We start from the raw sequence: 25448 nt of genomic DNA, 5'->3' as shown, positions 1-25448 counted from the left end.
GCCTTTCTGGCTTGGCAACCGTTAATTTCAAATATTTTCTAGTGAAATCAACGAGTTACTTAGTCGACCAGAAAACTCATTGAGCTAGCCAGTCTCGAATCAAGGCGGCGTATACTACGCTAAAAACCCAAAAGGTCAATGCCTTGTTTCGATATTTTTCAGTGCTTAGCGAGATCAAACAGAGCTCTCTAAGTCATTGAAAAACAGGGGCTTCTTGCCCACCTGCCGCGTCACAGCGATCAGGAGCGGCGCATTATAGGGAGTTGCTCAGCGCCGTCAACTGCTTTCTGAAAAGAACTTCATTAGCCAGAAAACTTCTCCTTAGAAGGTTGCAGTAAAGGCCAACGACGAAGCCCTAACAAGGCTAGTACCAAAATCGTATAAAGAACGGGTTCGAACCAAGAAGAACGAATCTGCAGTAAATAGTGCACCGCCATGAAAGCGGCGGCGGGATAGCTCCATTTATGCAGACTCTTCCAGCGCCGCTTTAGTCGGCGCTGCCATCCCTTCGTGGATGTCAGCGCCAACGGCAGCAATATCAGCCAAGCCAGCATACCTAGCGTCAGATAAGGACGTTCGATGATTTCTTGTGTGATCTCCATCCAACGCCACTCTAGCAACAGTGCGCTGTAGGCCAGCAAATGCAAGCTGGCGTAAAAGAAGGTGAATAACCCCAGCATGCGGCGGTGCAGTAACAACCAACGCCAACCTGTGTGTTTGGCCGTGGGGCTTACCGCCAGCGTCGCCAACATAAGATTAAAAGCCCAAGTGCCGGTAAAAAAGACGATGGCCCGCCCCGGCTCTGGACCGAGTAGATTCCACTCCCCTTGCTGAACGCGAATCACCGCTTGCAGCAAGTAGATCAACGGCAGCATTGCCAACAGAAAGACGACGAAACGCCTTACGGTAACTGGCATTAGTAATTAACCTCTAGGTCCATGCCTTTATATAGATGCGCTACTTGCTGTTGATAGCCGTTAAACATCTGTGTGGGAATGCGATTGGGGCTGAACAATGATGAAGGCAAGCGCCTTTCACTGGCCTGACTCCAACGTGGATGATCAACCTTCGGATTAACGTTGGCATAAAAGCCGTACTCATTCGGTGCTAAAAGATTCCAGGTAGTCGCCGGCTTGGTTTCACTGAAGTGAATGCGCACAATCGACTTAATGCTCTTAAAGCCATACTTCCATGGCACCACTAGGCGAATGGGCGCACCGTTTTGATTGGGCAACATCTCGCCGTATAAGCCGACCGCCATCAGGGTCAGATCGTTCATGGCTTCATCCATACGCAACCCTTCTATATAAGGCCAATCAATGGTGGCGAATACCGAGCGCTGACCTGGCATTTCTTTCGGGCGCTGTAAGGTTTCGAAAGCCACATATTTGGCGCGCGAGTTAGGCTGACACTGCTTGATCAGCTGGGCCAGCGGGAAACCAATCCAGGGAATGACCATCGACCAAGCCTCAACGCAGCGCAGTCGGTAAACCCTTTCCTCTAGCTGAACCTTGCTGAGCAAGTCTTCTAAGGCAAAAGTTCCGGTGTTGTCACACTCCCCAGAGACCGTCACCGACCACGGGTCTGTTGTTAGTTTATGGGCGTAGCGCGCTGGATCGCTTTTGTCAGTACCGAATTCATAAAAGTTGTTGTAACCCGTGACGTTGTTATACGGCGTGAGCGACTCCTGCAACTCACCCGCAAAGGGTTTGGCCGCCCCCACCTGCTTGGCTAGCCAAGCGGGAGAGCTCGGATCCCGCCCTTTATCGGCATCGATCAGTGCTTTGGCCGGACTGGCGGCAGCTAATAGTGACAGCGCCCCGGCCTGCATAAAGAGCCGCCGCTTTAAATAAACCGAATGCGGAGTAATTTCAGAGGAGGGAGGCGTAGAAAAGCGATCTTTACGAATTAACATAGCGACGGCACCTAACAAACACAGGAATGTTAGACACAGTCGCTACAAATGATTCATTTCTTACGGCGGGCCTTAATAAATTGCCAACCCTCAAAGCCAGGCCCCGACAGCGCATAAGCCATAAAGGCACCCAATAGCACTTTGGCCGGGTCAATGGAGACCACCACGAATACCATCACCACCGCCAATAAAGCCACAAACGGCACTTTACCTTTTAAATCTAGGCCTTTAAAGCTGTGGTAGCGGAAGTTGCTCACCATCAGCAAGCCCGCTCCCGGAACAATCAGCGCCATCAGCCAAGCAATATCGCCGCCAGGCATACCTGACTCGCTAAAGGCCCACACGGTGCCCGCAACAATCGCCGCCGCCGCTGGGCTGGCTAAACCAGTGAAGAAGTTTTTATCGGCCACCGCCAGCTGGGTGTTAAACCGTGCCAGCCGCAATGCGGCGCCGGCTACATAAACAAACGCAGCGACCCAGCCGACCTTGCCAAGATCTTGCAGCGCCCAACTAAAGGCCACCAAGGCCGGCGCTACACCAAAGCTCACCATATCCGCCAAGCTGTCGTACTCAGCGCCAAAGTCGCTTTGCGTGTTGGTCATGCGCGCGACTCGACCATCGAAACCATCGAGAATCATAGAAATAAAGATGGCAATGGCCGCGCTTTCGAAATGGCCATTCATACTGGCCACCACGGCATAAAAGCCAGAGAACAAAGCACCGGTGGTAAATAGGTTGGGCAGCAGATAAATGCCCTTGCGGCCTGGCCATTTGGCCGGCTTATGGGGAATATCGTCACTCATGTCTTGGGCGTCCTGGGCGGTGCCAGATGGGACATCCTTTTCAGCTTGCTCGTTGTCAGTCATAACCAATCTTATCGCCATTAAACGCCAGCATTATGCGACATCAAAGCCGGGCTGTCTTCCACAGCGCCTGCAATAACGGCGATTGCAACTGCTCAGTGGCGGCACATAGCCCCACCGCAAATGGCTCCAACTCAGGCTCAACGGACAATACGCGCACACGTGAGGCCATTGGACTGTTGCGCAGCACCAGCTCAGGTACCACCCCGACCCCAACACCCAGCGCCACCATACTCACAATGGCTTCATGGCCAGCTACTTGCGCATAGATGTGAGGCGTCATGCCACGCGCCGCAAACCAGCGGTCGACACGGGTACGGCCTAAGCCGCTTTCTGACAACACCATAGGAACCTGCGACCAATCAATTTCTGCGCGCGCCAGCTGTGGCACGGTATTAAGCCCACGTGGCGCTATAAACAGCAAAGGCGACGGCGCCATGGTCTTAAAACTCAACGCCTCAGGCAGCACATCTGGGCGGGCGGCGATGGCAACGTCGGCGGCTTGGCTTTGCACCCGGGAAATGGCATCGGCCGCATCGCCTGTGTGAATGCGCAGCTCAACGTTGGGGTAGCGCTCGCGAAAGCGCGCCAGCAGATCCGCCAGAAAACTGTAACTCGCGGTAACGGTGCAAAACAGCGTTAGGCTACCACTCAGATCACTTACTTGAGTGGACACGGCTGAGCGCAGTTGCTGAAAGCTTTCTAGGGTGTGCTCAGCGTGCTGGCGAAACAGCTCGCCGGCGTGGGTCAGTTGCAGCGGGCTACTGTCGCGCTCGACCAGGCGAGCACCGGCTTCTTCTTCCATCCGTGCCAGGCGACGGCTGAGAGTAGAAGCGCTCATATGCAGCTGCTGTGACGCTTGCCCTAGATGTAAGTGGGTACTGATGGCCAAAAAGGCCTGAAGGTCTTTGTAATCCATGATCTGTGCCTGAAGTTGTATTGCAAAAAATGCAATAGGTCGTGGCAATAATAGCATTTTACGCAATGTCGGCTTTGACCTAACATGGCTGTCGACTCTTTTTTTAAACCCCAACCGCATGAGGAATTGCTGTTATGGGTAACAACTATTTCAACACGCTCAATCTGCGTGAGCAGCTGGACCAACTGGGTCGCTGCCGTTTTATGAATCGCGATGAGTTCGCCAATGGCTGCGAATTTTTGAAAGGTAAAAAAGTCGTTATCGTCGGTTGCGGCGCACAAGGCTTGAACCAAGGCATGAACATGCGCGACTCGGGTCTGGACGTTTCCTACGCCCTACGTGAGTCGGCCATTACCGAGAAGCGCCAATCGTGGAAGAACGCCACGGAAAACGGCTTTACCGTTGGCACCTATGAAGAACTGGTGCCAACCGCTGATCTGGTGTGCAACCTGACCCCTGACAAGCAGCACACCAGCGTGGTGTCGGCCGTTATGCCACTGATGAAAGAAGGCGCCTGCCTAGGCTACTCCCACGGATTTAACATTGTTGAAGAAGGCATGCAGGTTCGCGAAGACCTGACCGTTGTTATGGTCGCGCCTAAGTGCCCTGGCTCTGAAGTGCGTGAAGAATATAAACGCGGCTTCGGTGTACCTACTTTGATCGCTGTGCACCCAGAAAACGACCCGAAAGGCGAAGGCATGGACATCGCCAAAGCTTGGGCGTCCGCCACCGGTGGCGACCGTGCTGGCGTGCTCGAGTCATCGTTTGTTGCCGAAGTGAAGTCCGATCTGATGGGCGAGCAAACCATTCTGTGTGGCATGCTGCAAACCGGCGCCATTTTGGGCTTCGAGAAGATGGTCGAAGACGGCATGGATGAAGGCTATGCCGCCAAACTGATCCAGTACGGCTGGGAAACCATTACCGAAGCGCTCAAGCACGGCGGCATCACCAACATGATGGACCGCTTGTCTAACCCCGCCAAACTGGTGGCATTTGACATGTCGGAAGAGCTGAAAGAGCTGATGCGTCCGCTGTTCCGCAAGCACCAAGACGACATCATGACGGGCCACTTCTCCAAAACCATGATGGAAGACTGGGCCAACGGCGATGCCAACTTGCTGAAATGGCGTGCTGAAACCGCTGAAACCGGTTTTGAAAAAGCGCCGGCGTCAGATGTGGCCATCGACGAACAAGAATACTTCGACCACGGCATCATGCTGGTGGCCATGGTCAAAGCGGGCGTAGAACTGGCGTTCGAGACCATGGTTGAGTCTGGCATTGTGGAAGAATCAGCCTACTACGAGTCGCTGCACGAAACACCACTGATCGCCAACACCATCGCACGTAAGAAGCTGTACGAAATGAACGTCGTTATTTCAGATACCGCGGAATATGGCTGCTACCTGTTTGCCCACGCTGCGGTACCGCTGTTGCGCGACAAGTTCATGCCGCATTTCAGCACCGATGTGATCGGTAAAGGTCTGAACGTGCAGTCTAACTCCGTCGACAACCAGCGCTTGATTGAAGTGAATGAGCTGATCCGCAACCACCCAGTTGAGTGGATTGGTCAGGAGCTGCGCGGCTACATGACCGATATGAAGCGCATCGTCGAAGCCTAGGATTTGACGCCCTAATTCTTATAACCAGTGCTCAGCTAACTGAGCACCCTGTTGCCCCCTTACCTGCAACTCCTTGAACCGGCCATTGGCCGGTTTTTTTTTGTACTAGTCTGAACAGGCTTCTGTGTAAAAAGGTGCTCGCTGCATGAGGCTTACTTGGGTTTTGCTATTGCTGTTGGCGTTTGTGCGCACATCGGCGGATGAAACCATCATTATCGCCAGTGGGGAATGGCCGCCCTATTTCTCGCAACAACTGCCTGAAGAAGGCGTCGTCAGTCATGTTATTCGCGCTGCCTTTGCCGCTGCGGAAACAGAAGTTCAGTTTGAATACTTCCCTTGGAACCGCAGCTTAAAGATGACTCGCGCTGGTCACTTTGCCATGTCACCGGGCTGGGCCCGCACGCCGGATAGAGAGCGGGATTTTAAGTTCAGTCACTCGCCGTTAATCACCGAGAGCAATGTCTTTTATTATCACAAAGACAACCCCATTCGCTTTGAGCAGGTGTGGGAGTACGACCCTGACAAGCCCATTCGCTTAGGTGCTACCCTTGGGTACAATTATGGCGAAGCGTTTGAAGCTTTCGATAAAGACAACCGCTTTCGTCTGCGCCGCAGCCCCAGCGATGTCGATAATCTAACACTGCTGTTACAGCGTGATATTGATGTTTTTCCCATCGATAAGCGCGTTGGCCGCGAGTTATTAAAAAAGCACTTCAGTGCCGAGCAACGCGCTCAACTAGCCATTATTCCCCAACCTTTACGCACCACCGAGCTGTATTTGCTGTTTTCTCGCCGTCACCCGCAAACACAGCAACTGCAGGCGGCATTTGAACAAGGCATGATGGCCATTCACGCGGACGGTACTTACCAGCGCATCGTGCAGCAGCACGGCATTGACCCCATCCTTAAATAGCTTTCCCAAATGACAGACCACCAGTGGCGCAGCTGCCATAGGTCTCACACACTCTCCTTGCCACACTGACACCCTCGTTACTCTTCACCCACAACATAAGTCACCCATAACAATAAGAGAGTGTCACCATGATCCAGTACCGCGCGCCTTTGGCAGATATTAAGTTTTTAATTAACGACGTGTTTGATTTTCAAAACCACTACCAAGCGATCCCCGGTGGCGAGGAAGCCACCCCGGAAATGGTCGACGCCATCTTGGGCGAGGCCGCTCGTTTTAGCGAAGAAGTGCTATCGCCTTTATATCAATCCGGCGACGAAGGTTGTGTGTTTAATGACGGCGACGTCACCACCCCCAAAGGGTTTCGCGAAGCTTATGGCCAATACGTTGAAGGTGGCTGGCAAGGCATGTCGGCACCGGTGGAATACGGCGGCCAGGGCCTACCATTGTCGTTAGGGGTGATCAAATCGGAAATGATCGGCACCGCCAACTGGGTATGGGGCATGTACCCTGGGCTGTCTCTGGGTGCCATGAACACCATTTATATGCACGGCAGCGAAGAGCAAAAACAAACCTATTTGGTACCGTTAACCGAAGGTCGCTGGACCGGCACCATGTGTTTAACCGAGCCTCAGTGCGGCACTGACTTAGGCCAGGTTAAAACCAAAGCCGTGCCCAATGGTGATGGCAGTTACGCCATCACAGGTACCAAAATATTTATCTCTTCTGGCGAGCACGACTTAACCGAGCAAATTGTGCACATCGTGCTGGCACGCCTGCCGGATGCGCCCCCAGGCACCAAAGGTATTTCGCTGTTTATTGTGCCCAAGTTCAACGTCAACCAAGACGGCTCATTGGGCGATCGCAACCCTGTGGTGTGCGGTTCGATTGAAGAAAAAATGGGCATTCACGGTTCATCGACCTGTGTGATGAACTTTGACGGTGCCAAAGGTTTTTTAATCGGGCCAGAAAATAAAGGCCTGATGTGCATGTTTACCTTTATGAACACCGCCCGTATTGGCACTTCTATTCAGGGGGTAGGCGCAGCGGAGTTGTCATTTCAGGGGGCCCTGCCCTACGCACGTGAGCGCCGTTCAATGCGCTCGCTCAGTGGCACCAAGCAGCCGGAGCAAATTGCCGATGCTTTAATTGTGCACCCGGATGTGCGTCGCATGCTATTAACGCAAAAAGCCATCGCCGAAGGTGGCCGCGCCATGCTCTATTACGCTGCCCAACTGGCCGATCAGATGATGGCGGCTCACAGCCGTGACGATCAGGCCGAGTACGATCGCATGGACGACAAACTGGGTTTTTTAACCCCTGTATTAAAAGCGTTTTTAACCGAGCTAGGTTATGAAGCAGCCAACCACGGTGTGCAGGTGTACGGTGGCCATGGCTTCATTAAAGAATGGGGCATGGAGCAAATCATTCGCGATACCCAGATCGCCAAGCTGTACGAAGGCACCACCGGCGTGCAAGCGTTGGATTTATTGGGGCGTAAAGTGTTGCTGGGCAAACTCAAGTCGTTTAATGAGTTTCATGCGCTGGTAAAAGGCTTTATCAAGCAGCATGAAAACCGCGCTGAAATGAAACCCATGATAAAGCAGCTGAAGCGCTACTTACTGCGCTGGCGTCTGGGCACCTTGCGCATTGCCTATATGGCGCGCAAAGACCGCGATATGGTGGGCGCCGCCTCAGTGGATTATTTGATGTTTTCTGGCTATGTGATGATGGCCTATTTCTGGGCACGCATGGCAGACAGCGCCTACAGCGCGTTAAAACAGCAACAAGGCGACGCCGCTTTTTACCAAACTAAAATTCACACCGCTGAATTCTATTTTGATCGCTTACTGCCGCGCGCCAAAGGTCACGCCAAAATGATGGTGAAACCGGCTAAAACCTTAATGCAAATAGCCGATGAGCACTTCAGTTTTTAGCCACCCAGTCCGTGCTGGCCTGCTGAGTAGAAGGCTGCCAACGGCGTAAAAATGCAAGCTCTGGCGCAAACCCAGGGGCCGGTTCTGGCGCTTGGGCGTGCGCTGGGCTCACACTCACGGCAGGTTGAAACACTGCCTGCCCAGCGGGCACCTGCAAACAGCGCAAACAATCGCTTTGATAGCGTGGCGAGCTGACAGTATCCACCACCCACCACTCCGCCTGCAGCCGCGTTGGTGTGATATCCAACAGCACATAACCGCGGTAATAAAAGTCGACAAACTCTAGGTGAGGTAGCAATGCCTGTAGAGATGAGGCCGCCAGCCGCGCTCGCGCCTGATGGTCGATGCCTGGCGAGGAGACCGCGGGTGTCACCAGCTCCAACGCCAAGGGCCGACGATTATCGGCAAATGGATCACGGTGCAACTCCAATGCCCAGCTGGAGTGAATGTCGCCGGTTAGCACCACCACATTTTCAATCGCGTCTTGCTCAATGGCATCAAATAAGCGCGAGCGTGCTGCCGGGTAACCATCCCATTGATCGTAATTAAACGGCCTGCTGTTGCTGCCCAGTTGCGCCATCATTACCTGCTGCCCCAGCAGCTTCCACGCCACACCTTGTTGCTGGGCCTGCTGCAGTTGCTGGCTGAGCCAGCGCTCTTGGCGATAGCCGAGTAGCGTGCGCGTAGGGTCATCCCGCTCGGCTTTGTTGTCTGCCGGTTGATCGCGCCCCGCCAGGCGCGTATCGAGCATGGCGACATCCGCCAAATCAGCAAAGCGAAAACTGCGATACAACCCCTGAGTTGGGCTCGGCTGCTCGCGCACCGGCATCCACTCTAAATACGCCTGCACCGCAGCGGATAAACGCGCGTGCCAACTGCCCTGTTGTGGTTGATGCTGTTCAGCACCACCGCGCCAAGCGTTGTTAGCGACTTCGTGATCATCCCAAATCAGTAAAAAAACATGCTGGCGATGCACGGCCTGTAAATCAGCATCGCGTTTATAGCAGGCATGGCGTTGGCGATAATCTTGCAAACTGACGGTTTCATGCGCAGGGCAATGCACTCGCCCGGTGTTCAGGCTGGCTTCAAGATTGTCGTATTCATAAATGTAATCGCCCAAATGCAGCACCGCATCAAGGTCGGTGCGACTGGCCAACTCTTTATAAACATTAAAATACCCCTGCGCATAATTAGAGCAGGAGGTAAATGCCAGTCGCAAATGCTGCAGCTGACCCACCGGCAAGGTACGAGTACGACCGACATCCGACTGCTGCCCCAGTGCTTCAAAGCGATAATAATAACTGCAGCCGGGCTGCAGACCGCTGATGTCTAACTTAACCGTAAAATCGCGCTGCGCGTGGGTAAAGCCGGTGCCCTGCTGCACTAATTGACGACATTGCGGATCCAGAAACAATTGCCAGCGAAAGCCGACCTGACGGCTGCCAGTGGTGGGAGTAATGCGCGTCCAGATAATCACACCATCCACTAATGGATCACCGCTGGCGACACCGTGTTGAAATACCCAATTGCGTGTTTGCCGTCGTGCCAACCCGGGTAGAGCCGTCACACTGGCACTGTCGAGTAAAAATTCGCGCCGGGTTAAAGGCATAGCAACAAGGCTCGCTGCGGCAAAAAAGGCATGACGCCATTGACGCGCTTGGCAATGACAGCGACATTGCAACCCCATGACAGTTTGATGGCAGCCCGCATGGCCGGGGCGGGCGCGCTCCTCTATAATCGCTGAGTCTCAAAAAACTGGTAAATCTTCTTATGTCGACCGTAATTGTTCATCAGCAAGGCGGCACACCGCTTAGCATCTTCGAGCCTCAGCAGTACGAAAACTGGCTGGAGCAACAATCACAAGCGACGCGCCAGTGGCTGAAAACCACAGGTTTCAGCGGCAAAGGTGTGGCGTTATTGCCAGCAGAAAACGGCGAACTGAGTCAGGCCATCGCCGTGGTCAGTGATTTGCAAGATATGTTTGCTTGTGGTGATTTATCGTCACAATTGCCCGAGGGCGAATATTGCATCGACAACGTCAGTGACCCCGACCGTATGGTTGCCATTGCCTTTGCTTGGGGCTCAGGTGCCTATCGCTACGAGCGCTACCGCAAAAATGACGACAAACTCGCGCGTTTAAATATTGCCGATGAAGGCATCGTACGCGAAGCCAACGACCTGATTGAAGCCACAGCACTCACCCGCGACCTCATCAACACGCCGGCCTCTGACATGATGCCGCAAGATCTGGCCACCGTGACCCAGCACTTGGCCGAGCGCTATAACGCCGTCTTCCGCCAATGGGTCGGCGAAGATCTGAAAAAAGAAAATTACCCCATGATTCATGCCGTGGGCCGTGCCAGTGTGCACGAGCCACGTTTATTGCAATTAACCTGGGGTAATCCAGAGCACCCGAAAGTCACCTTGGTCGGTAAAGGTGTGTGCTTTGACAGCGGCGGTCTGAACCTCAAGCCTGGCAACGCCATGCGCTTAATGAAAAAAGACATGGGCGGCGCCGCTCAGGTGCTGGGTTTGGCGCAATTGATTATGGCGCGCCATTTACCCGTGCGTTTGCGCGTGCTGGTGCCTGCGGTTGAAAATGCCGTCAGTGGTGACGCTTTCCGCCCCGGCGATGTCATCAATACGCGTCAGGGCTTGTCTGTTGAAATTGACAACACCGATGCCGAAGGCCGTTTGGTATTGTGCGATGCGCTCACCGAAGCCGCCGGTGAAAACCCGGATTTAATCGTCGATTTTGCCACCTTGACCGGCGCTTGCCGTGTGGCTCTGGGTACTGAGTTGCCCGGCTTTTTCACCAACCAGTTATCGCTGGTCGGCGATTTAATGCAAAGCGGCGAGCGCGTCAGTGACCCAGTATGGTCGTTGCCGCTGCACCAGCCTTATAACGACTTCCTCAAGAGTGACGTTGCCGACCTGGTTAACTGCGCTTCCACACCGTTTGGTGGTGCCATTACCGCAGCACTGTACTTACAGAACTTCGTCGCCGATGTGCCGTGGGTGCACTTTGATGTGATGGCGTGGAACAACCGTAAACTGGCCGGTCGCCCGGTTGGCGGCGAAGCCATGGGAATTCGCGCCGTATTTGAGTACCTGCATAACCGCTTCCAAGACTGACCCGTCAGCATCTTGATTGAGCCCGGCAATTAAGCCGGGCTTTTTGTGGCCCGAGGCTGTGACCGCTGTCGTCTGCTCAGCGGTCATTTTCTGCGAGCCCGGTAATAATCGGGCAATCTGGGCGCTCATCACCGTGACAGTTTTCCGCTAAATGAGTGAGCACCCGACTCATTTCCTGCAATTGTTGCGCTTTGCGCTCTAGCTCAGCCACATGCTGCAGGGCAATGCGCTTCACATCGGCACTGGCTCTGCTTTGATCGCGCCACAGTGCCAGCAAATCGTGCATTTGCTCGACCGAAAAGCCCAAATCTCGGGCGCGGCGAATAAAGCGCAAGGTGTCAATGTCGCGCTGACCATAGTTGCGATAACCCGCCTGCGTGCGCTCGGCTGCAGCAATAAGCCCGGTGGACTCGTAATAGCGAATCATTTTTGCCGAGACGCCCGAGGCCTCGGCGGCTTTGCCAATGTTCATAGGTTAAGCTCCGGCGGCCTCAGTATGAGGGTGCGGAGCCTTAAAGCGTCGCAAGCGCAGTGCGTTGGTCAATACAAATACCGACGACAGCGCCATGGCTGCGGCAGCAAATACTGGCGACAACAACATGCCCAAGGCGGGATACAATGCCCCGGCCGCCACTGGAATCAGCGCCGTATTGTAGGCAAAGGCCCAAAATAAGTTTTGTTTGATATTGCGCAGCGTATGTTGCGACAAGGCGATGGCATTGGCGACGCCCTGCACACTGCCCGACATCAGCACCACATCCGCCGCTTCGATGGCAATGTCGGTGCCCGTGCCAATGGCAATGCCGACTTCGGCTTGCGCCAACGCTGGGGCATCGTTAATGCCATCGCCAACAAATGCCAGCTGACCGTAGCGCGACTTGAGTTGTTGCACCGCATCGACTTTGCCCTGCGGCAACACCTCAGCCACCACTTCGTCGATGCCTAACTGGCGAGCAATGGCATCGGCTGTGCGCTGATTATCGCCGGTGATCATGGCCACTTTCAGCCCCAACTGATGCAGTGCCTGAATAGCAGCCGGGGTATCTTCTTTGATCGGATCCGCCACCGCGATTACAGCGGCCAACTTGCCATCGATCGCGGCGTATAGCGGCGATTTGCCCTCATCGGCCAAACGCGCTGCGGTCTGCGCAAATTCACTCACCTCAAGGCCCAGCTGCTGCATGTAGCGATCGGCACCGATGTGAACATCGTGCTCACTGACGCGCGCTCTAATGCCGAGGCCAGTGACGGATTCGAACTGGCTCACGGCTGCCAACTTAAGCCCTTCTTTCTCGGCTTGCTCGACCATCGCCCGAGCAATCGGGTGCTCGGAGCGTGACTCCGCCGCCGCGACTAAGGCCAATACCGTGTCCTGATCAAAGCCTGAGGCCACCTGCAAATCGGTTAAGGCTGGCTGCCCAGCCGTTAAGGTACCGGTTTTATCCAGCGCCACGACTTGCGCATCTTTTAACGATTGCAGTGCTTCGCCCTTGCGAAACAGGATGCCCATTTCCGCACCACGGCCCGTCCCCACCATGATCGACGTTGGCGTCGCTAGGCCCATGGCACACGGGCAAGCAATGATCAGCACCGCCACCGCATTGACCAAGGCAAAACTCAGCGCTGGATCTGGGCCAGCCAGCAGCCAAATGGCAAAGGTGATCGCTGCTGCCGCCATCACCGCCGGCACAAACCACAGCGTGACTTTATCGACCAGGGTCTGAATCGGCAGCTTTGAGCTCTGCGCTTGCTCCACCATGCGAATAATTTGCGCCAGCACGGTGTCACCACCTACCGCCGTGGCGCGCAGGGTTAACGTGCCCTGTTGATTGATGGTGCCCGCTACCAGCTCATCGCCTTCTTGTTTGGCAACGGGAACCGGCTCGCCACTGATCATGGATTCATCCACATAGCTGCTGCCTTCCAACACCTCGCCGTCGACCGGCAGGCGCTCACCCGGGCGCACCTCCAACACATCACCCAGTGCAACCTCGGCGATAGCGACTTCAATCACCTTGCCGTCGCGTCTGATACGGGCCGTTCTGGGCTGCAAACCCACCAAGCGCTGAATGGCCTGGGAGGTTCGACCTTTGGCGCGCGCCTCCAATAAGCGCCCCAGCAAAATCAGCGTGACGATCACCGCCGCGGCTTCAAAATACACATTGGCGGTACCTTGGGGTAACAGCTCAGCAAAAAAAGTCGCGACCACGGAGTAGCCCCAAGCAGCGGACGTTCCCAGCACCATCAAAGAGTTCATATCCGGTGCGCCGCGCAACAGCGCCGGAAGGCCGTGGCGAAAGAAGCGCAACCCCGGACCAAACAACACCAAACTGGCCAGTGCACACTGCAACAGCCAACTGGTTTGAATGCCAATGGTATTGGCGACCCAATGATGCACCGCCGGAATAAAGTGCCCGCCCATTTCCAACATAAATAGTGGCAAGGTCAGCACAAAGGCAATGCTTAAATCGCGTCGCAGTGCCGTGTATTCCGCTTGCTTGCGCGCATTAGCTTGCTCATTTTGACCGGTTTGGACCGTATCATTACTGGTCTGGCTTGCTTGATAACCGCTGGTTTGAACGGCATCCAGCAGTGCTTGCAGTTCAACATTGCCCTTAACCGTGGCGCGCTCGGTGGCTAAGTTAACGCTTACCTCCGTCACACCGTTAACCGCTTGCAAGGCGCGTTCGACCCGGCCCACGCAGGAGGCACAGTTCATACCTTCGATGCTGAGCTCGGTCACCTGCTGCGGCACTTGGTAACCGGCACGATGAATGGCATCAATCAAGGGCTGCGGATCGGCATTATGGCTGCGAATCTCTGCGCGCTCCGTCGCTAAATTGACCACCACCTGCTCAACACCATCGACTTTATTCAACGCAGCTTCGACCCGACCAACGCATGAGGCGCAGTTCATGCCTTCGATTGGCAAGCTGATATGTGCAGTAGGGCGACTGTTAACGGCCATGCTTAACCTCACTATTTACTGACCAATCAATATTGGCCAACGATAAACCTTCCCACGGTGGGAAGGTCAAGCAAATACCAAACTTAATGCAGTAAAGATCGTACTTGTGTGTTTTCAGAGCGAGGGAAATAGCAAAAAGCGCTGTGTGGGCTTTTCAAGAACAGTAACGCCAGAGACCTTTAGTGGCCCGCTAAAAGCATGCGAACTTCTGACTCAGTATAGGAGCGGCTTCGCGCACTTTTCCCAGATATTGATCCATACCCATGATGACAGCCTGTACCAACCTTGTACGTGATAAAAGTTGTCCCACATCAACAACGCCCTACTGCCTTCAGCGCTACCTTAATGTTTTGCCAACCATTCTTTCCTATTTAAGGAGGCTGCTTATGTCTGTCAGTGCTTTTTATATTCCCGCCGTCAACCTAATGGGCAGCGGCTGCCTGCAGGAAGCAGCCAGCGCTATTGAATCCTACGGTTTTAAAAAAGCGCTTATCGTTACCGATGCACCGCTGGTGAAACTGGGCATGGTGGCTCAGGTAACAGAGCTGCTGGCCAAACACCAGGTCAACTCGGTTGTCTATGACGAGGTCAAACCCAACCCCAATGTCGACAACGTTGAGCATGGCCTAGCAGTGCTGCAAGAGCATCAATGTGATTGCGTGATTTCACTGGGTGGTGGCTCGCCCCATGATTGCGCCAAAGCCATTGCCCTAGTCGCCACCAATGGCGGCGCCATTACCGACTACGAAGGCGTCGACCAATCAGCGAAACCACAGCTGCCGTTAATTGCCATCAACACCACGGCAGGCACCGCCAGTGAGATGACGCGTTTTTGCATTATTACCGACGACCGCCGTCACGTAAAAATGGCCATAGTCGATAAACATACAACGCCCATTTTGTCGGTAAATGATCCGGATTTAATGCTTGGCATGCCCGCGGCGCTTACCGCTGCCACTGGTATGGACGCCCTGACCCACGCCATCGAAGCCTACGTATCCACCGCCGCAACCCCCATTACCGACGCCTGTGCCTTGCAAGCCATTAGGTTAATCAGCCAGTATTTGCGCAGCGCCGTGAGCGACGGCAGCAATGGCGAAGCCCGTGATCGCATGGCCTACGCACAGTTTATGGCCGGCATGGCCTTTAATAACGCCTCACTGGGCTATGTACACGCCATGGCCCACCAACTGGGCGGCTTTTACGATTTACCCCACGGCGTATGCAACGCGATTTTACTGCCACACGTGCAAAGCTTTAACGCCCAAGTCGCTGCCCCGCGTTTGCGCCAAGTAGCAGCAGCCATGGGCTGTGATGTGCAAGATAAAACCGACGAGCAAGGCGCCGAATTGTGCATTGCCGCCATTCGCAAACTCGCCGCCGATGTCAATATTCCAGCCGGCGTCGCCGAGCTCGGCATGCAAGAAAAAGACATTCCGACCCTGGCAGAAAATGCCATGAAAGATGCCTGCGGCCTGACCAACCCCATTCAACCAAGTTTTGATGACGTGTGTCAGTTATTTAAACAGGCGCTGTAATCCGAAAATGCGCCTGCAAATAGCAGGCGCTTCTACTTTTAGCGATAGTTTTTTCGGACACCTCTGAATAATTCGGTGCCTGCTCTAGCGCTTCACGCAGGGAGCGGGCGGCAGGCCTCCATAACGGTGTTGGCGAGATTGACAAGGGTTGGCCACTTTCTGCCAGCACCACCTTGTTCTAAAGCCTGCTGCACTCGCGCTGAGCTGTGCAAAATTGTTCACAGATGCCCTTGGCACAAAAGGCATCCAAAGCTTAGGCTGGATGTTCAATAACAGGTTCGGTACTCTGTTGCTAATGCAGTAAACAAGAAAAATAATCATGCTGACCTATACCTCTTATTTAAAAATCGACGAGCTATTAGCACTACAAACACCAGAATCTGAACCCGTTGAACACGATGAAATGCTGTTCATCGTGATACACCAAACCTACGAGCTGTGGTTTAAACAGCTATTGCATGAGCTTGATGAGTTTAATCGTCGTATTGATCAAGGCGATACAACTCTCGCTGCAAAAACACTAAAGCGCTGTTTAAAAATTCTTAAGACCTTGGTGGGCCAAGTTGATATTCTGGAAACAATGACGCCACTGGAGTTCGCCAGTTTTAGGTCTTTTTTAGCAAGTTCTAGTGGCTTTCAAAGCTATCAGTTTCGCGCCTTAGAGTTTGTTCTGGGCTTTAAACGCCGGGCTCCGCTCAATCACCAGCCAGAAGGCAGTCGTGGCTGGCAACTACTAAACGAGCGCTTGCAACAGCCCAGTGTTTGGCAGCATGTATTAATGCTGTTAAGGCAGCGAGGGTTCCCCATTCCGGCTGATTTGTTGGAGGTGAGCGATCAACCTACTGCCAGCAACGAGCAGCTGCAAGCGGTATTACTCGAGGTATACCAAAGCGTGCCCGAGCTGGCGATGGTACTAGAGCTATTGGTAGATTTGGACGAAGGTCTGCAAGAATGGCGCTACCGGCATGTGCAAATGGTACGCCGCACCATAGGCAGCAAAATGGGCACAGGTGGCAGCGATGGTGTCGGCTATTTGCAAAGCACTTTATTTCAACCGGTTTTCCCTGATTTATGGGCGGTTCGATCGCAGTTTTGATGTTTTTAGTGAGCGCTAATTAACAATACAGGGGTGCTTTTATGAGTTTCGACTGGCACACAGCGGTGGCTAAACTAAAACCGCACTATCAGCAATTTTCGGTGGACGATCGCATACTATTAACAGGTCATTCCCATCAGGCATGGCCCGATGTTGCACTAGAAGGACAGTTACAAGCATGGCAGGATGCAGCACTGCACGTTGATGATAAATGGAACCTTGCTTTTAATCAGGCAGAACTCGTAAGACAAGGGTTTGCTCAGCGCTTAGGAGACGCCAGTGGCGAGTATGTGCTGGGTCAAAATACACAAGAGCTATTGGTGCGCTGGTTATCTGCATTGCCGCTGTTAGAGCAGCCAGAGCTCATCACTACTGACGGTGAATTTCACTCGCTACGGCGCTTACTGGCGCGTTTAGATGAAACCCAAATCAACCTTGTGTGCATCCCTACGGAACCCGTCGCCACGTTAGCCGAACGTCTTTGGCAGGCTCGATCGTCAAAAACGGCTGCGATTCTGTGCTCTATGGTGCTGTTTAAAACCGGCCAGCAGGTTCCACACTTGAATACTTTATCGCAGCAGTGTGCAACGGCGCAGTTACCACTATTACTCGACGCTTATCATCTGGTAAATATCATCCCTTTTAAATTTGCCGACACGCTGCATAACGATACCTTTGTCGTCGGTGGCGGTTACAAGTACTGCCAACTAGGTGAAGGCAATTGTTTTCTTCGCGTCCCACCTCAGTGCGATTGGCGGCCACTGGTCACTGGATGGTATGCCGAATTTGCAACATTGAACCAACCACCCCAAGGCGAAGTCGCTTATGGCACTGGCCGATGGGCATTTGAAGGCTCAACCTACGACCCCACCAGCCATTACCGCGCCGCCAAAGTGTGGCAATTCTTTGATGAGCAACAACTAGACGTAGACACTTTGCGCATCATCAATCTTGGTCAATTAGCCTATTTGCGGGCACAATTAGCCGATTATCACTGGCCGGATTCAGTCACGCTACCAAACGAGCCGCTGGAAAACTTGGGCGGCTTTTTAGTCATAAAAACACCCCATGCCGCTCAATGGGTTGAGCAACTGCGTGCCGCGAATATTTGGAGCGACAGTCGAGGCGATAACCTACGGCTAGGCCCTGCGCCTTATGTTAGCGCCCAGCATTTGTCGCAAGCCGTAGAGGCTTTGCACCGAATCGCTACTTAAATACACTAAGTCGGTAGGTTTATTGGCCTCAGAGAAATATAAAAATCAGTCCCACAACCTCGGTATTTACCTTAACAGGTGAGAAGTTGCGGGTGGGTTATGTTTGTACACCCTATTCTCGCTGAATGACCTTATACCTCCTGCTGAGCGGGAGGCCCGCCAAGACGCGAAGACTTGGACACAAAAGTGAGACCTTAGCCACTCAAGTGAAGAGCTTAGAAGAGTATTTGGCTTGAATGTTAGTCACTGATTGAGGTATGCAACTGCTCGATTTTTAAAGAAATCATCTTCGACCAATTTAGTAATTTTTCCTGGCTTAACACCAAAATTCACATACCCGACTGATTCAAGCGGCATCCCAATCCACCATGCAATGACGTAAGTGGCTGCAAAAGAATGTGTCGAAATAACTGCGCAATCAGGCAGTTCAATACTGTCTAAGTACTGATAGATCCTGCCTGCAAATTCTCTCTTGGTTTCAGCACCAGACACAATACGGTGATCAAGCCGATTGTCACCGTCTTCTGGTTTTATCCTCTCATTAAGCCAGGACTGCTCTTTACCCTCTGCGTCTCCGAAACTCATTTCTCTTAGCGCAGCATTTACTGTAACAGGTGCATTTAGAACTCTTGCGATGCATTCTGCAGTTGATCTAGCTCGTTTTAAATCAGATGAAATAATGGCCTCAACCTTCGCTTCTGAGTTTAAAAATTCGGCAATAGCATTTTCATCTGCGACGCCTTTTTCAGTTAACTCTGAGTCATACCAACCACCGACTAGATCACTAAGATGATGCTCGGATTCTGTATGTGATACTACGTAAATTATTTTCATTTATTTCTACCTGTACGCCGCAACCAAACGCGGCTATGCAATAGGGGCCAAACCAAAACGAAAAATCTTTGGCCATGTTTGGATTGATTAAACGCGCTCTGCATTGAAGTGCTCTCCAATAACGTATGAAGCTCCTACTTCGAGCACTTTCAGCGGGGGATAGGCCACAAACTCTGTACCAGTCCACTGTTTGGGAACGCTAACCGCAAGCGAATTTATTCGGATTGGCTGTTCTTTAAGTGCCTGTAGAACCCTGTCCGCCAATGGCCTAGGAAAGCGACCCAGCACCCCATACTTAGAAGCAACGATACCATAAACCGTAGGGTATTGATTTGAAAACCGAGGCAAATATTCTGCCCTGCCGAATACCTCAATACAGCTACTCAATAGTATTCCCAAAAGGCATGTGGGATCACAATGATTTTCAGAAAACATGAGGTCCACTTCGATTTCCCTATAGGGCATAAGAAGTGGCGACTCCTCGCTAACGGAAAGTGTCTCTTCATAAACCGAGACAATGCACTCCTCGACAACTCCAGCACAGGACACCTTCCAGATCTCAGGCTGTGAATCTTCGTGCGTAGATATCGATAGATTTAGGCACAGGTCATCCGCATACCAACTCGCATCGATTATCCGTACCCAACCTTCCATCTCGTCGAACTCTGATTCCAATCTTTTGAGAAGGTGTTCCATAGCTCCCCCAGTGTATGACGCTAAGCTAATGAACACGAACGTGGCACTATAGTGGCGAAGGCACGCCGTGTTCGTGTTCCAGCGAACAAAGTACGAGAGTCTGACGGCTATCAGCCGCAAACTGCTGCGAATTGCTATGCATTTTCACGCACCGCAGTATCTATGGCTGATCGCCACAGCACCAAATTAGGAAGCAATGCGCAGAGCATGATTTCGCTTGAACCTAGCAGCTTAGCAAGAACATTACTAAGAGGGTAATCCAACGATTCAGCTGTCTCGATTACAATTCTTTGTGTCCGTGATGCCAGCGTGCTCGTTGTTTCCTGCCCTACCCACTCGGCAGAATGCTTCCACCAGTTGGCGGCCGCATTCACCACGGAAATAAAAGTAAATTCCTTTGAGTAGCGAGGGCCGATGTCTAAAGCCTTTCTTTTACTCATGCCAGTCAAGGTAAGCGTATCAGTTAAGTATTGTTGTATCACGGAGAAACCAACGCCTATAAAATATTCCCCTCGATCAGTCAAACCATCTGACTCAGGGTCAACTGACTTGGAGATAAGGTTGCTAACCTCGGCTAGTTTCTCATCAAGGATGCTCAGTAGCTCTGCGAGCAACTGAAGTTCACGGTCTGCATAATCGTTCTCAAATTTCACATACATGCAAAGCAACTCCTTTTACGTGTAAGACCACCAATATAGGTTGAGAGGCAGCGAGGTCCATACGGAACTTATTGCATGCGCTGTACTTGGCCTTATTATAGGCGAAATAACAAATCACCATAACCAGATAAAATAGAACCTACAGCCATAATTATAAATGTAAGAATTAAACTGCCATTTACTAGAATTTTAAACCGCCGTTGCATATATATCTCACAGGTGAGTTGCGCTGGATGTATAACACTTGCAAGCTTGTTAATTTTACCGATAAAGAGCGCCTCACCTAGAACCACTACAAATGGAATAATAGATCCAGATCTTTGAATTCTTTTTTCAATAGGATCATCAACAATTTCGCTCAAGATAAAGCAGCCAAGAACAACCGATGCGGTTAATAAAAAAATACACCAAACGCCAAAATACACCCATACCTTAACAACTTGTTTATCAACCCATTCCTTTGTTTCCGTAGGAAGACTTTCGTATACCTCTTGCACTGGCTTTTGATAATCGTCCTTAACCGTGTCCATAACATTATTCCATTCTACGTAGCTTTAACTTACGGAGCCTATAAAAAATTGCTCATGTGCATGCATGAACCATTCGAGCTATCTCTGCCTCAAAGCCCAAGCGCTTAAAGACTAACTCACTGATTTATCGGGAATTAAAGCTACCACCTTGGGGTAAAACAGGCAAGCTGACTGGAAAGCATGCCAGCTTTTTTATCATCCTCGGAAATACACTGGTTGCACAAGTAACACCTCTTTACATTGCGTCTCTAACCGCTTCTTGGCTGCTTGCTCGCTTGCGGACCTTGGCTTTCCGCGCCTTAGCAGACCGTCGCAGTTGGCTATAGCTATGCCCATAAGGGCTAATATCTTGCCAAGATACAGACTGTTCGCATTGTTACGGCCATAGCATTGGCAAAGAGGGAGCACGCCCCACGTAACGCAAAGCAGGCTGAAATTCATCTACGTTAGTTGCGCTGCGTTAAAAGGCGCTCGTGCGCGAGTGCGAGCCAATCGCTTATTTAGGGTTTATAAGCTGTGCTTGTCGGGAGCGACTATTGCTCGTCCTCTACCTGGCAGCTGCTGCTTCAATGGCGCTTTTAGCCGCCTGTCCGGGGTTAGGTAGAGACCCAGAAAATAAAATTTTGGGGTCAGAGTTTAAACTCTGACCCTGGCTAAAAACGGGATAGCAATGCTTTTATACCGACAAAATCACAAACTAAAAAATCATTTAATATTATGCTTATCAAAAAATGGTTTTAGTCGCTCTAGCAGCTTGGGCTCTTTGCGCTTAGCTTCGGCTATCCCTATCTGAGCGCCCAACTGCATCAACTGAGGTCCTTTCTTCATAAATTTCTGACCAACTTCGGTTTGATAAAATTGGGTTATTGCTTCTATTTCTTCCTTTGAAAACTCCGCGGCATATAGCTCTTTCATTTCTCGCATCATCATGGCGCGGTCCATATCTTTATCAAACCAGACTCGGTATATGCCTCTTAGCTCTTGCTTTGCTGCATCATCCAGATTAAATTGAGCTGCCATTTCATCTATTACTGGAAGCATCGCCTCAAAGCCACCATTCATCTGTGCTTCCATATGCATAACATCAAACATCTCATCTACATCAGAGTCGCTTGCGTAGCTGTTACTCGTGCTTAGAACAAGAGCAAAGAATATAAGCACTAATTTTTTCACTTTATTTTTCCTTTTTTATGAAAGTACAGACTATAGATTTGACTACAAAAATAGCATTGTAAGCTTGCTCAGCACGGAGTAGAGGCAGCTATACCACGCCTAAGTCGCCACTATTCGTTTGAAGCAAACGGCGTTACTAAGCAGTTGGTGCTAAGGCAGCCGCAACGAGCTATAGTTTACACATTCTTATAGAGTATTGGCAGGCACGGTTTAAAATCTGGCCGTATTCCCCATGACACTTCCTCCACTTCTCGGTACTCTTGTCACCAGCAGAAGCCAGCATCACCGAGTCACTATGAACCTCATATTTCGCCCCGCTACCCTAAACGATATTCCAGCCTTATTGCAGCTTGAGCAAGCCGTAGTGGAAGCTGAGCGGCCATTTAACCCTCAAATCAAGCACTCTGGCGCTTGGTACTATGATTTACCAGCGTTAATCGCACAGGACGACAGTCTGCTATTGGTCGCAGTGCACGCAGATCAAATCATTGCCACTGGCTATGTGCAAATACGCGCTACCAAGCCGGCACTAACTTACCGCCAGCATGGCTATTTGGGTTTTATGTATGTGGCGGAAGACTTTCGCGGCCAAGGCATCAATCAGCAACTGATGCAAAACTTAATAACTTGGGCGCAAGAACGTGGGGTGAGCGACTTTCATTTAGATGTATACGCAGGCAATGAGGCCGCCATTCGCGCTTATGAAAAAGCAGGGTTTAAGCCCTGCTTAATGCAAATGACACTGCACCAAGAATAATCTACTCAGACGATTGCTCAGCGTCTTCTTGCGCTAACGCTTGCAACGCCTCGGCGTAGTACTCGTCGAACTTTTGAAATTCGTTGCTGTTATGACCGCAGCAGCGTATTTCGCCCGAATCAATGTGATACACCCAACCGTGCAGTTGAATTTTTTGCGTGGCTAATTTAGCCGCGACAATGGGGTGAGTTTTAATATGCTGCACCTGCTGCAGCACATTTTCTTCAATGGCTTCGTCTAGGTGGCAATCGTCGATGCGTCTGCCTGCGGGCAGCTGATGGCGCTCGCGCACAATTTCCATCGCTGAACGAGTATGGCTGAGCCATTCTTTGACATGCGGCAGGCCTTCTACCGATGCCATATCCAGCGCGCCTTTGACTGCACCACAATCGGTATGGCCGCAAATAATAATATGACGCACACCCAATACCGCCACGGCGTATTCAATGGACGCCGTCATGCCACCGGTTTCGTTGCTGTGCGGCGGGATAATATTGCCAGCATTGCGGCAAATAAATAATCGCCCAGGTGCTGAGCCCGTCAGCATGTTGGGGTCGATGCGTGAGTCAGAGCAGGTAATAAACAATACGTTAGGGTGCTGCCCCTCTGCCAGGGTGCCGAACAAATCCTTGTTTTGTGGATAGACGTCCTGGCGAAAGTGCATGACGCCGCGAATAACCCGTTCCAAATGACTGCCCTCTTGCGCTGATGTTATGACCAGAATACGCGAAAACAGCGTTCAGCCCTACCATGACTGTGCTCAATGGCGACTAACAACTGTGCCCTAGTTTCAGCAACCCTGGCCCACAGCGCCCCACCTACAAAACAGGGAGCCGCAGCTCCCTTGATGGGTCAATTATGGAATGCCCAAAACCTCACTCGATTTCGACCAGCACCTCGCCCGGAGTGACGCGATCGCCTTTTTCCACATACACAGCGATGACTTTGCCGTCGATGTTGGCGTGCACTTCGGTTTCCATTTTCATCGCTTCGGTAATCAATACCGCTTGGCCAGCGCTAACATTGTCACCCACGGCCACCAGCACATCGACAATATTGCCGGGCATGGCAGCCGTCACGTGGCCAGGCTCAGAGGCGCGTTTGCGCCCGCTGGCACCTTCGGCCACGTATTCGTTGAGGGATTCCACCGTGACCTCTTCTGGCATACCATCCAGCGACAAATACAGTTTGCGTTTGCCGCTTTGCGTGGTGCCAGCACCGGTAATGGCAATTTCGTATTGCTCGCCGTGCACGTCCACCAAAAACTCGGTAGAAATGGCATCGACTGGTCGGCCGCCTGCTGCGGGAGCTGGCTCCAGCGGTTCAGGTTGCAAGGTGCCATCGGCGCGCTGCTGCAAAAAGTCGCGGCCTAAATCAGGGAACATGGCATAGGTCAGCACGTCCTCTTCACTGGTGGCCAGCTCGCCAATTTCTTGGCGTAATTTATCCAGCTCTGGGCTTAGGGCGTCGGCTGGGCGCGCATCGGAATAAGGCTCATTGCCAATGGCTTTTTTCTGCAAAGCAGCGTCTACCTCGGCCGGAGGCTTGCCATAACCGCCTTTTAAATAGCGCTTCACCTCGTTGGTAATGGTTTTATAGCGCTCACCGGAGAGCACGTTATACACCGCCTGAGTACCAACAATTTGCGATGTTGGTGTCACCAAAGGCGGATAGCCCAAGTCTTTGCGCACACGGGGAATTTCATCAAATACTTCGCGAATTCGATCAAGGGCATTTTGCTCTTTTAATTGATTGGCCAGGTTGGACATCATGCCGCCCGGCACCTGATTAATCTGCACCGATACGTCTTCGCGAGTGAACTCGCTTTCGAACTGGTGGTATTTTTTGCGCACCTCGCGAAAATAATCGGCAATTTCGCTCAGCAGCTCTAAATCCAGCCCGGTATCAAAGGGCGTATCCCGAAACGCCGCCACCAAAGATTCCGTGGAGGCATGGCTGGTGCCACCAGCAAAAGCAGAAATCGCAGTATCAATGCGATCAGCACCCGCTTCGACCGCTTTCATTTGGCATAAGCCACCCAAGCCGGCTGTGGCGTGGCTGTGAATCACCAAGGGCAAATCCACCGCGCCTTTAATGGCTTTGACAATGTCGTAAGACGCAAACGGCGTCAGCAAACCGGCCATGTCTTTAATGGTCAGGGAGTCGGCGCCCATATCGCGCAAGTCTTTCGCTTGCTGAATATACATTTCAGTGGTGTGCACCGGGCTGGTGGTGTAGCAAATGGTGCCCTGGGCGTGTTTGCCGGCGTCTTTTACCGCTTTCATCGCCACTTCGAGGTTGCGCAAATCATTCAGCGCATCGAACACCCGGAAAACATCGATGCCATTTTCAGCCGCTTTATGCACAAAAGCCTTCACCACGTCGTCAGCGTAGTGGCGATAACCCAGCAAATTTTGACCACGCAATAACATTTGCAAGCGCGTATTCGGCAGTGCGGCACGCAGTTGGCGCAAGCGCTCCCACGGGTCTTCTTTTAAATAGCGCACGCAGGCATCAAAGGTCGCGCCGCCCCAGGCTTCCAGTGACCAATAACCAACACGGTCGAGCTTTTCGCAAATGGGCAGCATGTCTTCGGTGCGCATGCGGGTGGCAATCAGAGACTGGTGCGCATCGCGCAGAATCAAATCTGTGACTTCGATCGGCTTATTTTTCACACTCATCTTC

At 52.1% G+C, this 25448-nt stretch carries 22 protein-coding genes; 8 read left to right on the top strand and 14 right to left on the bottom strand.

The features are described from left to right. Window positions 1–302: 302 nt before the first annotated feature. The 4 genes from msrQ to ilvY form a co-directional block, all read right to left on the bottom strand. Complete coding sequence (gene msrQ, locus IE090_RS13440; RefSeq protein ID WP_189388898.1) at window positions 303–917, bottom strand: protein-methionine-sulfoxide reductase heme-binding subunit MsrQ; 615 nt, start codon at window positions 915–917, stop codon at window positions 303–305. Further along, window positions 917–1915 (bottom strand): protein-methionine-sulfoxide reductase catalytic subunit MsrP, encoded by a 999-nt coding sequence (msrP, locus tag IE090_RS13435; protein WP_189388897.1) that lies wholly within the window; start codon window positions 1913–1915, stop codon window positions 917–919. The genes msrQ and msrP overlap by 1 nt, the downstream gene beginning before the upstream one ends. Window positions 1916–1968: 53 nt before the next feature. After that, window positions 1969–2718 carry a CDP-diacylglycerol--serine O-phosphatidyltransferase gene (gene pssA / locus IE090_RS13430; protein WP_189388905.1) on the bottom strand — a complete coding sequence of 250 codons (750 nt, stop codon included), beginning with the start codon at window positions 2716–2718 and terminating at the stop codon, window positions 1969–1971. Between the two features lie 103 nt (window positions 2719–2821). Further along, window positions 2822–3697: an HTH-type transcriptional activator IlvY gene (gene ilvY / locus IE090_RS13425; RefSeq protein WP_189388896.1), complete on the bottom strand. Its 876-nt coding sequence runs from the start codon at window positions 3695–3697 to the stop codon at window positions 2822–2824. A gap of 134 nt (window positions 3698–3831) precedes the next feature. Here ilvY and ilvC point away from each other — a divergent pair, with 134 nt between their 5' ends. The 3 genes from ilvC (at window position 3832) to IE090_RS13410 (ending at window position 8163) form a co-directional block, all read left to right on the top strand. Next, entirely contained in the window at window positions 3832–5316 is a 1485-nt protein-coding gene (ilvC, locus tag IE090_RS13420) for a ketol-acid reductoisomerase (protein ID WP_189388895.1), read from the top strand. A gap of 145 nt (window positions 5317–5461) precedes the next feature. Further along, window positions 5462–6229: a substrate-binding periplasmic protein gene (locus IE090_RS13415; RefSeq protein ID WP_189388894.1), complete on the top strand. Its 768-nt coding sequence runs from the start codon at window positions 5462–5464 to the stop codon at window positions 6227–6229. Between the two features lie 128 nt (window positions 6230–6357). Further along, window positions 6358–8163 carry an acyl-CoA dehydrogenase C-terminal domain-containing protein gene (locus IE090_RS13410; protein WP_189388893.1) on the top strand — a complete coding sequence of 602 codons (1806 nt, stop codon included), beginning with the start codon at window positions 6358–6360 and terminating at the stop codon, window positions 8161–8163. Here the strand turns inward: IE090_RS13410 and IE090_RS13405 are convergent. Further along, the gene (locus tag IE090_RS13405; RefSeq protein ID WP_189388892.1) at window positions 8153–9850 is read right to left on the bottom strand and encodes an alkaline phosphatase D family protein; all 1698 of its coding nucleotides are present in this window, start codon (window positions 9848–9850) and stop codon (window positions 8153–8155) included. The genes IE090_RS13410 and IE090_RS13405 overlap by 11 nt on opposite strands. Window positions 9851–9933: 83 nt before the next feature. On the opposite strand from IE090_RS13405, the gene IE090_RS13400 reads away from it, so the two are divergent. After that, window positions 9934–11298 (top strand): leucyl aminopeptidase family protein, encoded by a 1365-nt coding sequence (locus IE090_RS13400; RefSeq protein ID WP_189388891.1) that lies wholly within the window; start codon window positions 9934–9936, stop codon window positions 11296–11298. Window positions 11299–11374: 76 nt separating this feature from the next. Here the strand turns inward: IE090_RS13400 and cueR are convergent, their stop codons facing one another. Both cueR and IE090_RS13390 read right to left on the bottom strand, forming a co-directional pair. Next, complete coding sequence (cueR, locus tag IE090_RS13395; protein ID WP_189388890.1) at window positions 11375–11770, bottom strand: Cu(I)-responsive transcriptional regulator; 396 nt, start codon at window positions 11768–11770, stop codon at window positions 11375–11377. A 3-nt stretch (window positions 11771–11773) separates the two neighbouring features. Then, the gene (locus tag IE090_RS13390; protein ID WP_189388889.1) at window positions 11774–14266 is read right to left on the bottom strand and encodes a heavy metal translocating P-type ATPase; all 2493 of its coding nucleotides are present in this window, start codon (window positions 14264–14266) and stop codon (window positions 11774–11776) included. A gap of 386 nt (window positions 14267–14652) precedes the next feature. Between IE090_RS13390 and yiaY the strand changes: the two genes are divergently transcribed. The 3 genes from yiaY to IE090_RS13375 all read left to right on the top strand — a co-directional run bounded on the left by yiaY (window position 14653) and on the right by IE090_RS13375 (window position 18114). Then, window positions 14653–15804 (top strand): L-threonine dehydrogenase, encoded by a 1152-nt coding sequence (yiaY, locus tag IE090_RS13385; protein WP_189388888.1) that lies wholly within the window; start codon window positions 14653–14655, stop codon window positions 15802–15804. 319 nt (window positions 15805–16123) lie between these two features. Further along, window positions 16124–16900 (top strand): tryptophan 2,3-dioxygenase, encoded by a 777-nt coding sequence (locus IE090_RS13380; RefSeq protein ID WP_229815772.1) that lies wholly within the window; start codon window positions 16124–16126, stop codon window positions 16898–16900. A 41-nt stretch (window positions 16901–16941) separates the two neighbouring features. Then, on the top strand, window positions 16942–18114 hold the full coding sequence (locus tag IE090_RS13375) for a kynureninase (RefSeq protein ID WP_189388887.1): 1173 nt from the start codon (window positions 16942–16944) through the stop codon (window positions 18112–18114). A 243-nt stretch (window positions 18115–18357) separates the two neighbouring features. Here the strand turns inward: IE090_RS13375 and IE090_RS13370 are convergent, their stop codons facing one another. The 5 genes from IE090_RS13370 to IE090_RS13350 all read right to left on the bottom strand — a co-directional run bounded on the left by IE090_RS13370 (window position 18358) and on the right by IE090_RS13350 (window position 22006). Then, window positions 18358–18948 carry a histidine phosphatase family protein gene (locus tag IE090_RS13370; RefSeq protein ID WP_189388886.1) on the bottom strand — a complete coding sequence of 197 codons (591 nt, stop codon included), beginning with the start codon at window positions 18946–18948 and terminating at the stop codon, window positions 18358–18360. Window positions 18949–19035: 87 nt separating this feature from the next. Further along, entirely contained in the window at window positions 19036–19644 is a 609-nt protein-coding gene (locus IE090_RS13365; protein ID WP_189388885.1) for a hypothetical protein, read from the bottom strand. A 134-nt stretch (window positions 19645–19778) separates the two neighbouring features. Beyond that, window positions 19779–20303, bottom strand: coding sequence for a hypothetical protein (locus IE090_RS13360; protein ID WP_189388884.1), 525 nt, complete (start codon window positions 20301–20303; stop codon window positions 19779–19781). A 95-nt stretch (window positions 20304–20398) separates the two neighbouring features. Beyond that, on the bottom strand, window positions 20399–20833 hold the full coding sequence (locus tag IE090_RS13355) for a hypothetical protein (protein ID WP_189388883.1): 435 nt from the start codon (window positions 20831–20833) through the stop codon (window positions 20399–20401). Between the two features lie 705 nt (window positions 20834–21538). Next, window positions 21539–22006 (bottom strand): DUF2059 domain-containing protein, encoded by a 468-nt coding sequence (locus tag IE090_RS13350; RefSeq protein WP_189388882.1) that lies wholly within the window; start codon window positions 22004–22006, stop codon window positions 21539–21541. Between the two features lie 295 nt (window positions 22007–22301). On the opposite strand from IE090_RS13350, the gene IE090_RS13345 reads away from it, so the two are divergent. After that, complete coding sequence (locus tag IE090_RS13345; RefSeq protein WP_189388881.1) at window positions 22302–22763, top strand: GNAT family N-acetyltransferase; 462 nt, start codon at window positions 22302–22304, stop codon at window positions 22761–22763. Between the two features lies 1 nt (window position 22764). Here the strand turns inward: IE090_RS13345 and IE090_RS13340 are convergent, their stop codons facing one another. Next, entirely contained in the window at window positions 22765–23451 is a 687-nt protein-coding gene (locus IE090_RS13340) for a carbonic anhydrase (RefSeq protein WP_189388880.1), read from the bottom strand. A gap of 187 nt (window positions 23452–23638) precedes the next feature. Further along, window positions 23639–25444 (bottom strand): sodium-extruding oxaloacetate decarboxylase subunit alpha, encoded by a 1806-nt coding sequence (gene oadA / locus IE090_RS13335; protein WP_189388879.1) that lies wholly within the window; start codon window positions 25442–25444, stop codon window positions 23639–23641. Window positions 25445–25448: the final 4 nt, after the last annotated feature.

Origin of the sequence: Bacterioplanes sanyensis, from assembly GCF_014652515.1 — a bacterium.
Lineage (GTDB): Bacteria > Pseudomonadota > Gammaproteobacteria > Pseudomonadales > Oceanobacteraceae > Bacterioplanes > Bacterioplanes sanyensis.
Note: the sequence above shows the minus strand (reverse complement) of the source record. Positions and strands in the feature narration are given on the sequence as shown.

Excerpts from the sequence above, each read along its gene's own strand:
- ilvC (WP_189388895.1), top strand. The coding sequence starts at position 3,832 with ATGGGTAACAACTATTTCAACACGCTCAATCTGCGTGAGCAGCTGGAC.
- oadA (WP_189388879.1), bottom strand. The coding sequence starts at position 25,444 with ATGAGTGTGAAAAATAAGCCGATCGAAGTCACAGATTTGATTCTGCGC.
- pssA (WP_189388905.1), bottom strand. The coding sequence starts at position 2,718 with ATGAGTGACGATATTCCCCATAAGCCGGCCAAATGGCCAGGCCGCAAG.
- cueR (WP_189388890.1), bottom strand. The coding sequence starts at position 11,770 with ATGAACATTGGCAAAGCCGCCGAGGCCTCGGGCGTCTCGGCAAAAATG.
- IE090_RS13380 (WP_229815772.1), top strand. The coding sequence starts at position 16,124 with ATGCTGACCTATACCTCTTATTTAAAAATCGACGAGCTATTAGCACTA.
- IE090_RS13405 (WP_189388892.1), bottom strand. The coding sequence starts at position 9,850 with ATGGGGTTGCAATGTCGCTGTCATTGCCAAGCGCGTCAATGGCGTCAT.
- IE090_RS13355 (WP_189388883.1), bottom strand. The coding sequence starts at position 20,833 with ATGGACACGGTTAAGGACGATTATCAAAAGCCAGTGCAAGAGGTATAC.
- IE090_RS13415 (WP_189388894.1), top strand. The coding sequence starts at position 5,462 with ATGAGGCTTACTTGGGTTTTGCTATTGCTGTTGGCGTTTGTGCGCACA.
- IE090_RS13370 (WP_189388886.1), bottom strand. The coding sequence starts at position 18,948 with ATGAAAATAATTTACGTAGTATCACATACAGAATCCGAGCATCATCTT.
- IE090_RS13410 (WP_189388893.1), top strand. The coding sequence starts at position 6,358 with ATGATCCAGTACCGCGCGCCTTTGGCAGATATTAAGTTTTTAATTAAC.
- IE090_RS13360 (WP_189388884.1), bottom strand. The coding sequence starts at position 20,303 with ATGTATGTGAAATTTGAGAACGATTATGCAGACCGTGAACTTCAGTTG.
- msrQ (WP_189388898.1), bottom strand. The coding sequence starts at position 917 with ATGCCAGTTACCGTAAGGCGTTTCGTCGTCTTTCTGTTGGCAATGCTG.
- yiaY (WP_189388888.1), top strand. The coding sequence starts at position 14,653 with ATGTCTGTCAGTGCTTTTTATATTCCCGCCGTCAACCTAATGGGCAGC.
- IE090_RS13390 (WP_189388889.1), bottom strand. The coding sequence starts at position 14,266 with ATGGCCGTTAACAGTCGCCCTACTGCACATATCAGCTTGCCAATCGAA.
- ilvY (WP_189388896.1), bottom strand. The coding sequence starts at position 3,697 with ATGGATTACAAAGACCTTCAGGCCTTTTTGGCCATCAGTACCCACTTA.
- IE090_RS13375 (WP_189388887.1), top strand. The coding sequence starts at position 16,942 with ATGAGTTTCGACTGGCACACAGCGGTGGCTAAACTAAAACCGCACTAT.
- IE090_RS13400 (WP_189388891.1), top strand. The coding sequence starts at position 9,934 with ATGTCGACCGTAATTGTTCATCAGCAAGGCGGCACACCGCTTAGCATC.
- IE090_RS13345 (WP_189388881.1), top strand. The coding sequence starts at position 22,302 with ATGAACCTCATATTTCGCCCCGCTACCCTAAACGATATTCCAGCCTTA.
- IE090_RS13365 (WP_189388885.1), bottom strand. The coding sequence starts at position 19,644 with ATGGAACACCTTCTCAAAAGATTGGAATCAGAGTTCGACGAGATGGAA.
- msrP (WP_189388897.1), bottom strand. The coding sequence starts at position 1,915 with ATGTTAATTCGTAAAGATCGCTTTTCTACGCCTCCCTCCTCTGAAATT.